General features: G+C 71.5%; 11 protein-coding genes and 1 rRNA gene. All 12 read right to left on the bottom strand.

Features of this window, described 5'->3' with window-relative positions:
* Positions 1 to 65: 65 nt before the first annotated feature.
* On the bottom strand, positions 66 to 1,481 hold the full coding sequence (locus ABZ449_RS33325; RefSeq protein WP_360353597.1) for a DNA polymerase IV: 1,416 nt from the start codon (positions 1,479 to 1,481) through the stop codon (positions 66 to 68).
* A 65-nt stretch (positions 1,482 to 1,546) separates the two neighbouring features.
* Positions 1,547 to 2,200, bottom strand: coding sequence for an ElyC/SanA/YdcF family protein (locus ABZ449_RS33320; RefSeq protein ID WP_360353641.1), 654 nt, complete (start codon positions 2,198 to 2,200; stop codon positions 1,547 to 1,549).
* A 157-nt stretch (positions 2,201 to 2,357) separates the two neighbouring features.
* Positions 2,358 to 3,002, bottom strand: a complete 645-nt coding sequence (locus tag ABZ449_RS33315) for a MerR family transcriptional regulator (RefSeq protein WP_360353596.1) — start codon at positions 3,000 to 3,002, stop codon at positions 2,358 to 2,360.
* Between the two features lie 230 nt (positions 3,003 to 3,232).
* Positions 3,233 to 3,709, bottom strand: a complete 477-nt coding sequence (locus ABZ449_RS33310; RefSeq protein WP_030303568.1) for a bifunctional nuclease family protein — start codon at positions 3,707 to 3,709, stop codon at positions 3,233 to 3,235.
* Positions 3,710 to 3,806: 97 nt separating this feature from the next.
* Entirely contained in the window at positions 3,807 to 4,505 is a 699-nt protein-coding gene (locus tag ABZ449_RS33305) for a MerR family transcriptional regulator (protein WP_360353639.1), read from the bottom strand.
* 176 nt (positions 4,506 to 4,681) lie between these two features.
* Positions 4,682 to 5,563: an FHA domain-containing protein gene (locus ABZ449_RS33300; RefSeq protein ID WP_360353595.1), complete on the bottom strand. Its 882-nt coding sequence runs from the start codon at positions 5,561 to 5,563 to the stop codon at positions 4,682 to 4,684.
* A gap of 229 nt (positions 5,564 to 5,792) precedes the next feature.
* Positions 5,793 to 6,578, bottom strand: coding sequence for a DUF881 domain-containing protein (locus ABZ449_RS33295; protein WP_360353637.1), 786 nt, complete (start codon positions 6,576 to 6,578; stop codon positions 5,793 to 5,795).
* A 442-nt stretch (positions 6,579 to 7,020) separates the two neighbouring features.
* Positions 7,021 to 7,353, bottom strand: a complete 333-nt coding sequence (locus ABZ449_RS33290) for a small basic family protein (RefSeq protein WP_030062488.1) — start codon at positions 7,351 to 7,353, stop codon at positions 7,021 to 7,023.
* Positions 7,350 to 8,438 carry a DUF881 domain-containing protein gene (locus ABZ449_RS33285; RefSeq protein ID WP_360353593.1) on the bottom strand — a complete coding sequence of 363 codons (1,089 nt, stop codon included), beginning with the start codon at positions 8,436 to 8,438 and terminating at the stop codon, positions 7,350 to 7,352. The genes ABZ449_RS33290 and ABZ449_RS33285 overlap by 4 nt, the downstream gene beginning before the upstream one ends.
* A 190-nt stretch (positions 8,439 to 8,628) precedes the next feature.
* Positions 8,629 to 11,124 carry a mannose-1-phosphate guanyltransferase gene (locus ABZ449_RS33280; protein WP_360353591.1) on the bottom strand — a complete coding sequence of 832 codons (2,496 nt, stop codon included), beginning with the start codon at positions 11,122 to 11,124 and terminating at the stop codon, positions 8,629 to 8,631.
* 124 nt (positions 11,125 to 11,248) lie between these two features.
* A complete protein-coding gene (locus tag ABZ449_RS33275) occupies positions 11,249 to 11,869 on the bottom strand; it encodes a CDP-alcohol phosphatidyltransferase family protein (RefSeq protein ID WP_360353590.1) in 621 nt (206 codons plus the stop codon).
* Positions 11,870 to 11,968: 99 nt separating this feature from the next.
* A 5S ribosomal RNA gene (rrf, locus tag ABZ449_RS33270) occupies positions 11,969 to 12,060 on the bottom strand; the annotation flags it as partial.

Below are 12,060 nucleotides of genomic sequence, written 5' to 3'. Positions count from 1 at the left end.
TACGGGGCCGGCACGGTGATCGGCCCCACCCGGTGCTCCCCCGCCGGGTGGGGTCGCTTCGCGTTTCAGGCGCCCTCCACCGGGCCGCCCCCCGCCTCCGGCGCACCGTCCGCCCCCTCGTGGCGGCGCAGCGGCAGCGGCCGGGAGGGTTCGAGCGCCGGGTCGTCCACCGCGAAGGTCCGCACCCGCCCCCGCTCGCTCCACGGCGTCTCGAACCGTACGGTGACCCTCCCGACGCCGCTGCCCTGCACCCAGCCCGGGCCGAACTCCTCGTGCCGGACGTCCTGCCCCGGCATCCAGCGCCGCACCGCGACGGCCTCCGGCTCCTCCTCGGCCTCCTCGGCCTCGGCCACCGCCTCGGCGTGCTCCGCGGCCTCCTCGCGCAGCGTCTGGGCGAACAGGTCCTCCTGGGTGTAGTCGGCGAGTTGGGCGACGCCCACGCCGAGCAGCCGGACCCCGCCCGTGATGTCCACCTGCTCGGCCAGCCGGCGCGCCGTCGCGGTGATCACCGTCTCGTCGTCGGTGGGCCCGCCGAGCGTTTCCGAGCGGGTCAGCGTCGAGAAGTCGAACCGCCGGACCTTGAGCACCACCGTCCGCCCGGACCGCCCGGCCGCCCGCAGCCGCCGCACGCACCGTCCGGCCAGCGCCTCCACCTCGCGCAGCACCCGCTCCCGGTCGGCCAGGTCCACCTCGTAGGTGTCCTCCACCGACACCGACTTGGCGTCCTGGTCGGCGATCACCGGCCGCTCGTCCAGTCCTATGGACATCTGGAAGATCCCGGCGCCGTGCGCCCGCCCGACCAGCTGCACCAGCTCCGCCTCCCCCGCCTCCGCGAGGTCGGCCACCGTGTTCAGCCCGGCCCGGCGCAGCACCTGCTCGGTGGCCGGCCCGATCCCGGGCAGTGCCCGCACCGGCATCGGGCCGAGCACGGCCCGCTCCTGCCCGGGCTCGATCATGACCAGCCCGTCCGGCTTGGCCCGCTCGGAGGCGATCTTGGCCATCAGCTTGGACCCGGCCGCCCCGACCGATCCGGTCAGCCCGCTCAACCGATGGATGTCCGCCCGCAGGTCCTCCGCCAGCGCCAGCACCAGCCGCTCGCCGGTCTCGTGGTCCGCCTCCAGCAGCGCCGGGCCGTACGGACCGGCCTCCAGGTCCACGAAGGCCTCGTCCAGGCTGAGCGGCTGCACCAGCGGGGAGAGCTCCCGCAGCAACCCCATCACGATCTCGCTGCTCTGCCGGTAGGCCTCGAACCGCCCCGCCAGGAAGGCGGCGTTGGGGCAGAGCCGGCGCGCCTGCGCCATCGGCATCGCCGAGTGCACCCCGAACCTGCGCGCCTCGTACGAGGCCGTGGAGACCACCCCTCGCCCGCCGAGCCCGCCGACGATCACCGGCTTGCCGCGCAGGCTCGGCTTGGCCGCCTGCTCCACCGCCGCGAAGAAGGCGTCCATGTCGAGGTGGATGATGCTCGGCAGAGATCGCACCCGCCGATCATCGCGTACGGGTCCGACAGTGCGTACGAACCCGGCCGGACGGCCCTCGGCGGGCCCTACCTCCCTGCCGCCAGCGCCTTGGGGATGCCGTCCTCCTCGGGCCCCAGGAACAGCGGGTCCGGACGCAGCAGGGCGTCGCCCGCCGCCTTGCCCGCCCCGGCGACCTCCCGCAGCCCGCCGTACAGCCAGGTCGCGTCGTGCGGTTCCGGCACCCCGACGGCGTACGAGCGGATGCCCGCCGCCTCGCACAGGGCCAGCGCCCGGCGGACGTGGAAGTCCTGGCTGACCAGCACGGCGTGGTCCACCCCGAAGATCCGGCGCGCCCGGGTGCAGGAGTCCCAGGTGTCGAAGCCCGCGTAGTCGCGGACCACCCGGTCCTCGGGCACCCCGTGCTGGATCAGGTAGGTGTACATCGCGTCGGGCTCGTCGTACTCGACCCGCCCGTTGTCCCCGGTCACCAGGATCGCCTGCACCTTCCCCTCCCGGTACAGGTCCACCGCCGCGACCAGCCGGTGCTCCAGGTACGGGGAGGGCTTGCCCTGGTCCAGCCCGGCGCCGAAGACCACGGCGACCGGCGCGGCGGGCGCGCTCTCCACCGTGCCCACCCGGTCGCCGGCGGCGAACCACACCCAGGCGCTCGGCGCCAGCGCCAGCGAGCAGAGCACCGCTGTGCTCTGGAACACCCTGCGCTGCGTCCGCCGCTGCCGCAGGCGCGCCCCCAGCAGCCCGGCCCTGCGCCGCAGCAGCCCCGCTATCCCGGTGCCGACCTCCACGTGCCCTCCCTCGATCACGTCAACCAGGCAACACGACGAGGCCGCGGGTCCGGACGGTTCCCCGTCCGGGCCCGCGGCCTCGTCGTACGTCTGCTCAGACCGCCCGGTTGCGCCGCTGGGCCAGCTCGTCGGCCGGGTCGTTCCCGACCAGGGTCTCGCCGGTGTCGGTGCGCTCGGCGTGCAGTCGGCCGAGGGTGAGCTCCAGCTCCTGCCAGACCGCTCCCACCGCGATGCCGAAGACGCCTTGACCGCCCTTCAGGAGGTCCACCACCTGCTGCGGCGTGGTGCACTCGTACACCGTCGCGCCGTCGCACATCAGCGTCAGCCCGGCCAGGTCGGCCTGGGCGGCGGCCTGGAGGTGGGCGACCGCCACCCGGATGTTCTGCAGCGAGACACCCGCGTCGAGCAGCCGCTTCACGATCTTCAGCAGCAGGATGTCGCGGAAGCTGTAGAGCCGCTGACTGGTCGACGGGTACGCGGTGCGGACGCTGGGCTCCAGCAGTCCGGTGCGGGCCCAGTAGTCCAGCTGGCGGTAGGTGATGCCGGCCGCCGCACAGGCCGTCGGGCCGCGGAAACCGAGCAGGTCGGACGTCGGGGTCAGCCGCTCGATGGCCGGCTGGCCCGGTTGCACGGCCGGAAACCTGCCCATCCGGGGGAGATCGGTGACGGTGCGAGCGGTGCGCGGCATGTGCACGGCGCACCGGCCTCCCACGGCCGCGTCATCGCCGGTGCTGCTCATGCCTGCCTCCGTCCACTTGTGCTGCGGGCAACCCGACTGCGGGCATCGGCCACCCGGACAGCCACTCCTGACGGTAGGCAGTCCCCTATGACCCGTCAACGATCGCCACGCCGGGCCAGACAAACCACATCACTCAGGAGAGTGGTTTTTCGTGCCCCTAGTGTGGGTAGATGGACGGTTTTTCGCAAAACGGTCGGCCAATCGGCCGCGCGCCCCCGCTACTGGACCCCCTACTGGGGACCGCTGCCGCCGAAGTCCTCGGGCGACACCTGGTCGAGGAACTCGCGGAACTTCTCGACCTCGTCCTCCTGCTCGTCCGGGATCGCGATGCCCGCCTCGGCGAGCACCTCCTCGCTCCCGTAGATCGGCGTGCCGGTGCGCAGCGCCAGCGCTATGGCGTCGGACGGCCGGGCGCTCACCTCGACCCCGCCGGCGAACACCAGCTCGGCGTAGAACACGCCCTCCCGAAGGTCGGTGATCCGGACCTCGGTGAGCTGCTGGCCGAGCGCCTCCAGGACGTCCTTGAACAGGTCGTGCGTCAACGGGCGCACCGGAGTCATGCCCTGCTGGGCGAAGGCGATCGCGGTCGCCTCGCCGGGGCCGATCCAGATCGGCAGGTAGCGATCTCCCCCGACCTCCCGCAGCAGCACGATCGGCTGGTTGGAAGGCATCTCCACTCGGACACCCACGACGTCGAGCTCATTCACACAGGCAACCCTATGGCTCCGCTCCCGGATATGAAAGCGCAGAGCGGACGCCGCTGGTCAGCGCGGTGCGGCCGGTGCCGCAGGAACGCCGCGGCCACTATCCCCGGGCCTTCAGACCGGCCTGGACCATCGCCGCGTGCAGCCGTACCGACAAGGTCGCGAGCTCCCGGGCCGTGGCCTCGGCGTGCGCCCTGGTCTGCGGGTTCCGGTGCCGGCGCAGCGGCGCCACCACCTGCTCCACCAAGGCGATCTCGCGGTCCGCCGCGGCCTTCATGGCGCGCAGGTGCCGGGGCTCCAGCCCGTACCGGCCGAGCTCCGAGACGAGCCGGGCCACCTGGAGCGCCTCGCCGTCGTAGCCGCCGTCCGGGCCCGGGGCGACCAGCCCGTAGGACTCCCACTCGGCCAGCTCCGCTTCCCCGGCCTCGGCCGCCGCGAGCAGCTCGGCGCGCCCCAGCCGAACGCCGGAGGGCACCTCGCCGGCGGCCACCAGCTCCCGGTCCGCCTCTTCCAGCGGCCCGGGCCGGGTGTCGGCGGCGGAGGGCAGCGCGGGCGGGTTCTCGCCGCGCTCGATGGCGTCCAGGTGCTCCCGGATCACCCGCAGCGGCAGGTAGTGGTCCCGCTGCATGCGCAGGACGTAGGCCAGCCGCTCGACGTCGGCCGGGCTGAACTTGCGGTACCCCGAGGGCGTGCGCTGCGGCTCGACCAGGCCCTCCGCCTCCAGGAAGCGGATCTTGGAGATGGTGACCTCGGGGAAGTCGTCGCGCAGGAAGGCCAGCACCGCGCCGATGCTCAGCAGTTCGTCACCGCCGCGCCGCCGCCCGGCGGGCCGCTCGCCCCGGAGCGGCTGCCGCGGGCCCGCGACCACCCCGCGCCCGCCGCGGTCCGCCGACGGACCGGACGGGGTGGGGGTGGCCGCCCCGAGAGAAGAGGAAGGGGTATTCGTGTTCACTCGGGCTCCTGCCGACGTCGCTTTCAGTACCCCCGGTTGTGGCCGGCGAAGAACACCAGCCGGTACTTCCCGATCTGCACCTCGTCGCCGTTGTTCAGCGGCACCTCGTCGATCCGCTCCCGGTTCACGTAGGTGCCGTTGAGGCTGCCCACGTCCGCGACGCTGAAGCCGGCCGGGGTGCGGCGGAACTCCACGTGACGGCGCGAGACCGTGACGTCGTCCAGGAAGATGTCACCCTGCGGGTGGCGACCCGCCGTGGTGACGTCCGAGTCCAGCAGGAAGCGGCTGCCGGAGTTCGGGCCGCGCTGCACGATCAGCAGGGCCGAGCCCGGCGGCAGCGCGTCGATCGCCGACAGCACCTCGGCCGACAGGGCCGGCGTGGCGCCGGTGCCGGTCGTGGTGGTGGGGTCGTACGACTCCAGGCCGGAGATGGAGATGGTCGACGTGGTCTCCGCCGCCCCCTCCGGGAGCAGGCCGCCGCGCAGCGCCGTGCCGCAGTTGGAACAGAACCGGGCCGAGGCCGGGTTCTGGTTGCCGCACCTGGGGCACGGAGTGGGGCCAGCCATGTTCACAGCCTCCTGGCGCGGCACACCCGACGGGTTGTGCCCGGCGTACGGATCCGGGGCAAACCCTCCACCAGAGGTTGAGGGTCCTGACGGGAAACCTATGCGCGGCTCGCCGGAGGGGTCAACCGACGCGCCGTAGCCCGCCGGATTCCCCGCGTACTGGGCGGCGCCGCCGTCCCGGTACAGCTGCTGACCTGCGTACGGCCCGGCCTCGGGGGCCGGCCGCATGCCCGGCACTGCGGGCTCGTCCTCCGGTCGGCGGTGACGCGCGGTGGGTGCCTCGACGGCGGCCGCGTCACGGCCCTTGTTGCGACCGAACAACTTCGAGAAGAAACTCACGGGCGAATCCCCTTGCGTGTGACAGACCCGCCCGCGGGGCAGGGTGAGAACCTCGGACATGCTGCGAGCCCGGTCGTTGCGGCTCGGGCCCGCCGGAGTGGTACTCCGGCGGTTGGTACTGCGGTTGTTGCTCCGGAGCGTACTGGTGCGAACCAGTCTCGCCCATGCGACGGCGGCGTCCCCCGGCGGGTGCCGCCCGCCCTTGACGGGCCGTTCGTCGGGCGCCCCGTCACTTCGAAGCCGGCTTGGCGTACTGCGGCGACTTCGGGTCCACGAGGGCGTCGACGACCACCTTCTGCTGCTGGGTGATCGTCGCCCGCGCCTGGTGGCTCTCCAGCGTGCGGACGACACCACCCGGGATGTTCAGCGCGGGCGTCAGGTCCTGCGGGTTCCCCACGACCGTGAAGCGGTAGGGCTGCGAGACCTTCTTCCCGTCGATCTGCACCCCACCGGCCGACAGGTCGGTGAAGTAGGTGTTGACCACCACGCGCACATCGTTGATCTGAATCGCCTCCGCCCCCGCCGCTCGAAGTTCTTGCAGGGTGTCCAGCAGCATATCTGCCTTCACCTGCCCTTGGGGATCATCGACCGTGAGTACGATGCCCGGACCAGTGGCTTTGACGGTACCGGCCAGCACACCGAGCTCCGTCACCTTCTTCCTGGTCTGCTCCTGCGCCTCCTTGGCCTGGTTGGAGCTGTTCTCCAACTTCGCCAGGGACTGCTCCAGCTCCGCCTTCTCCTGCTGGAGACGCTGCTGACGGCTGTCCAGTTCGTCGAGGATCCGCACCAGGTCCTCCTGGCGGGCCCCGCGCAGCTGGCTGTGGTGGTCGTTGGTCGACCGCACCTGGATCGCCAGCCCCAGACCGAGCGAGAACAGCAGCAGCGCCACCACCAGTTGCCCGCGCGACAGCCGCGGCGGCCAGAGCGCCGCCTTCAGGCGCCGTCGGCCGGTGTTCCGGTCGGGGGTGGGCCCGGGCTCGGGTGCTGCTTGCGGCTCGGCCTCCGGCTCGGACACGGGCTCGGGCTCAGCAGCAGGCGCGGGGGCCGGCTCGGGCTTCGCCGCAGCCCCGGTCCCAACCTTCGGCTCGACCTTCGACTCGACCTTCACTTCGGCCCGCGCCTCGGCCACTGGCGCCGGCTCGGTGACCTTCGTGAGCCGCAGCGTCGGCTGGGGCGCCGAATCGGCCTCAGGCTCAGCCGTGGCGTCGGACTTCTCCGCCGGCTCCTCCGCGGCGGGGGTCCCCCCGGCCTCCTCGGCAGCCTCGGCGGCGTCCTCCGAGCCGTCCGGATCGGACTCCCGGTCCGCCTCCGACACTGGGGCGTCCACGGCCTTCCCGGCGGGCTTCGCAGCCGCCTCGTCGCCCGCGCTCTTCCCCGGCTCCGCGCCCGTCTTCCCGACGGCCTGCTCGGCCACCGCCGGCTCGCGCTCCTCCTCCACCGCCGCCTCGCGGCCCGGCTCAGGCGCGGAAGACATGGCGCCGGATCGCGGCCGCGTTGGAGAAGATGCGGATGCCGAGGACGACGACCACACCGGTGGACAGCTGCGAGCCGACGCCCAGCTGGTCGCCGAGGAAGACGATCAGTGCCGCGACCACCACGTTCGACAGGAACGAGACGATGAACACCTTGTCGTTGAAGATCCCGTCGAGCATCGCCCGGACGCCGCCGAACACGGCGTCCAGCGCCGCCACCACCGCGATCGGCAGGTAGGGCACGACGGCGTCCGGCACCTCGGGTTGGACGAAGAGGCCGACGACCACCCCGATCACAAGACCCAGTACGGCAATCACGGTCTGGCTGCTCCTGTCCCTGTCGTGGTCTTGGTGGGTCCGGTCGACGGACGCCGCTTGGCGGTGGACGTACCGCCCGGCACGGTCGGCGAGGTGGACGCGGAAGGCGAGGCCGACGGCGAGACGGAGGCGCCGGGGCTCTCCTGGGTTCCGGCTCCGGCCGACGGCGTGCCGCCCGGGGCCGTCGGGGAGGCCGTGGGCGAGGTGTCGGGCGCCACCGGCTGCGCGGTCCGCAGCGTCACCCCCACCGCCGCCGGCAGCGTCAGGTTCTTCTGCACGGAGAGCGTCGACTTGATGCCGTACTGCTCCTGGAGCAGCCGCAGGTACTGCCCGGCCATGTCCCGCTCGAAGGCCGTGAGGAGCTTCGAGCCGTCCCCGATCGCCTGGATGCTGTACGGCGGCACCAGCGGCCGGTTGTCCACCAGCACCGCCTCGCCCGCGGCCCGGATCGCGGACAGGGCGGTCAGCCGCTGGCCGTTGATCGCGATCGCCTCGGCGCCGGCTCCCCAGAGGCCGTTCACCACCAGCTGCAGGTCACGGTCCCGCAGCCGTCCGCTGTTGGAGAAGCCCTGCCCGGCCCGCGGGTCGACGTTGCCGCCGAGGCCCGTGCCCGCGGCGTCCTCCAGGACCAGCTTCACGCCCGGTCCGGTGACCTGGCCGAGGCCGACGGCCCCGCTCACCCCGCCGGGATCGGCGTCGCCCGAGGCGAGCGCCTGCTGCTGGGTGCTGTCGACCTTGAGTCGCAGCTCCTGCACCTGCTTCTGCAGCTGGTCGGCCGAGGTGTTGCTGTCGTTGATCCGGTGGATCAGCGCGTCCCGCTCCTTGGCCAGCGACGGCTCGGCCTCGTGGGCGTTCACCGCGCCCACCGTCACCACCCCGCCGACCAGCGCCAGCCCGGCGCCGAGCGTGAGCAGCCCCTGCCAGGTGCGGGGTATCCGGCTGTCGCGGGCACCGCCGCGGGCGGCGGCCGCCTCCGCGTAGCCCTCGTCCAGGCTGTGGTCCATCACATTGGTCAGCAAGGACATCGAGGCGTCCGGACGGTTGTACCGTCCGTTCGGGGCACTCGGTGTCGGCGTCGCTGGCATGGAGACCATCGTCCCATGTCGCCGACGGGCCCCGTGCACGGCCCCTGAGCTGCACACACGCTGCACACATGACGGAAAGTGACGGATTGTTCCGAATAGTGTGAAAACGGACGGCGGGGCGCGCGGGTCACACCGCGCGCCCCGCCGTTCGGGGTGGTTCCGGGCTTCAGCGGCGCTCAGGTCCGGACGGTCACCGCCCCGCTCCGTCGACCACGGCCGCCCACTCGTCCAGCAGCGTCTCGGTGGCCTCGTCGTCCGGGCCCTCCGCCCACAGGTGGGTGACCGCCTCGGCCGGGTCCGGCAGCACGAGCGTCCACCGCCCGTCGGCCTCGACCACCCGGACGCCGTCGGTGGTGTCCAGCCGACGGCTGCCGGCCGCCTCCACCACCGAGCGCATGACCATGCCCTTGGCCGCCCACGGCGTCGCGATGTCCCGGCGCCGGATGTGCGCCTGCGGAATCCGCGCGTCGATCTGGCTCAGCGTGAGCTGGGTCCGCGCCACCAGGCCGACCAGCCGCACGAACGCCGCGGCGCCGTCCAGCACCCCGCTGAACTCCGGCACCACGAAGCCGCCGCGTCCGTCCCCGCCGAACACCGTGCCCTCGGCGGAGGCCGCCTTCGCGAGGTCGTCCGGCGTCGTCGTGGTCCAGATGACCTGGGTGCCGTGGTAGGCGGCGACCTGCTCGGCGATCCGGGTCGTGGTCACCGGCAGTGCCACCTGCCCGCTGCGCCGCTCGGCCGCGACCAGGTCCAGCAGCACCAGCAGCGCCCGGTCGTCGTCGATCACCCGGCCGAGCTCGTCCACGAACGCGACGCGCTCACCCACCGGGTCGAACCGCACACCGAAGGCCGCCCGCGAGGAGGCGACCAGCTCGCCCAGCCTGGCCAGACCGGCCCTGCGCTCCTCCGCGTCCTCGGTCGGCCGGGCCTCGTCCAGCCCGGTGGAGACGGTCAGCGCCTCGACCCCGAGCCGGCCGAGGATGCTCGGCAGGACCAGGCCCGCGCTGCCGTGCGCGGTGTCCACGACCACCTTCAGCCCGGCCTCCCGGACGCCGGTGGTGTCCACCGTCCGCAGCAGGTTGCCCGCGTAGGAGTCGAAGACGCTGGACGGGAAGGTCAGGTCCCCGATCTCCCCCGGGAACGCCCGCCGGTACTCCTGACGTGCGTAGACGCGGTCCAGCTTGCGCTGGCCGGCCTGTGAGAGGTCCGCCCCGCGCTCGTCGAAGAACAGGATGTCCAGCGAGTCCGGCACACCCGGCGTGGTCCGCAGGAAGATCCCGCCCGCGCTCCCCCGCGCCGTGTGCTGCCGGGCCACCGGCATGGGCACGTTCTCGAGGTCGCGGACGTCGATCGCGGAGGTCTGGAGCCCCGAGATCATCGCCCGTTTGAGCGCACGCGCACCACGCGAGTGGTCACGCGCGATGGTGACGGTGGCACCCTTCTTCAGCGTCGTCGCGTACGCCCCGGCCAGCCGCACGGCCAGTTCAGGAGTGATCTCGACGTTCAGGATGCCCGAGACGCCACGGACGCCGAACAGGTGCTCCTGGCCGCGCGACTCCCAGATCACCGAGGTGTTGACGACGGCGCCGGCCTCGATGGTCTTGAACGGGTAGACGCGGACGTTCGCCCCGATGATCGACTCCTCGCCGACCAGGCACTCGTCCCCGATCACCGCGCCGTCCTCGATCCGCGCGGCCCGCATCACGTCGGTGTTCTTGCCGACCACGCAGCCCCGCAGATTGCTCTGCGGCCCGACGTAGACGTTGTCGTGCACCACCGCCTTGTGCAGGAACGCGCCGCGCTTGACGACGACGTTGCTGCCCAGCACGGTGTGCTCGCGGATCTCCACGCCGGCCTCGACCTTGGCGTAGTCCCCGATGTACAGCGGACCGCGCAGCACCGCCTCCGGGTCGACCTCGGCGCCCTCGGCGACCCAGACGCCCGGGGAGATCTCGAAACCGTCCAGCTCGACGTCGACCTTGCCCTCCAGGACGTCGGCCTGGGCCTTGCCGTAGCTCTCGTGGGTGCCCACGTCCTCCCAGTAGCCCTCGGCGACGTAGCCGTAGACCCGCTTGCCCTCCTTCAGCAGCTGTGGAAAGACGTCACTCGACCAGTCGACGGACTCACCCGCCGCGACGTAGTCGAAGACCTCGGGCTCCATCACGTAGATACCGGTGTTCACCGTGTCGGAGAAGACCTGCCCCCAGGTCGGCTTCTCCAGGAAACGCTCGACCCTCCCCTCGTCGTCCGTGATCGTGATCCCGAACTCCAGTGGATTCGGCACCCTCGTGAGACAGACGGTGACCAGAGCGTTCTTGCTGCGGTGAAAGTCGATCAATTCCGATAGATCGAAGTCGGTCAGCGCGTCACCGGAGATCACCAGAAAGGAATCGTCCTTGAGCGCGTCCTCGGCGTTCTTGACACTCCCCGCAGTGCCCAGCGGCGTCTCCTCGTGGGCATAGGTCAGATGCATGCCCAGCTCTTCGCCGTCACCGAAATAGTTTTTGACCAGCGACGCCAGGAACTGCACGGTGACGACGGTGTCGGAGAGGCCGTGCCGCTTCAGCAGCCGAAGCACGTGCTCCATGATCGGCCTGTTGGCGACCGGAAGCAGCGGCTTCGGCATGCTGGAGGTCATCGGGCGGAGTCGGGTGCCCTCGCCCCCTGCCATTACAACGGCTTTCATTACGGGTGCGTCCTCCTTCGCGGTGGTGGACCAGCAGGTCCATCAAAGCGTTCCAGAAGGTTCTCTACCCGGAAGGTATCGTCCGACGCACCGATGAGGCGTGGGGCTTCTCTCAGATCACGTCTCAGACCGTGGACGCGGAGCCCGCGGCGCTCGCCCTGATGATCCGCCGCGCCTGAACCGCGTAAAGAATCGCGGCCCACCAGTACAGCGTCGTCCCCCACCAGATGAACGCCCAGCTCACCACCTCGGCCGGCCGGGCGATCCAGCTGTCCACGCTGCCGAGCAGCAGAAGCGGAAACGCGTACATCAGATTGAAGGTCGCGGCCTTGCCCAGGAAACTCACCTGGAGCGGTCCGTAGCCGTGCCGGTTCAGAATCGGCAGCAGCGCGGCGATGAATACCTCACGGGCCAACAGGATCGCGGTGAGCCACCACGGCAGAATCTCACGCCAGGTCAATCCGACCAGCGTGGACAGCACATAGAGCCGGTCGGCCAGCGGATCGAGCAGCTGCCCCACCCGGCTGATCTGCCCCCACCTGCGGGCGAGCTTTCCGTCCAGGTAGTCGCTGACCCCGCTCAGCGCCAGGATCAACAGTGCCCAACCATCATTGTTGGGCCCGTCGAAGACCGGCCACAGGATGAGCCAGAGAAAGAGCGGAACACCGACCAGCCGGCCCATGCTCAGCATGTTGGGGATGGTGAGGACGCGATCGGTCTGGACCCGCGTCTCCTGGACCTCCACCCGGGGGCCTCCTGTCCCGTATGACGACAATTGCATGTTGACCCTACAACAGAGAAGCCCCCGACCGGTTCACCCGGCGGGGGCTTCTCTAGAATGATTGTTCGGCGGCGTCCTACTCTCCCACAGGGTCCCCCCTGCAGTACCATCGGCGCTGTGAGGCTTAGCTTCCGGGTTCGGAATGTAACCGGGCG

Origin of the sequence: Kitasatospora sp. NPDC005856 (assembly GCF_040629945.1) — a bacterium.
In the GTDB taxonomy this organism is placed as follows: domain Bacteria; phylum Actinomycetota; class Actinomycetes; order Streptomycetales; family Streptomycetaceae; genus Kitasatospora.
The sequence above is the reverse complement of the archived record's forward strand: the minus strand, read 5'-3'. Positions and strand labels throughout refer to the sequence as shown.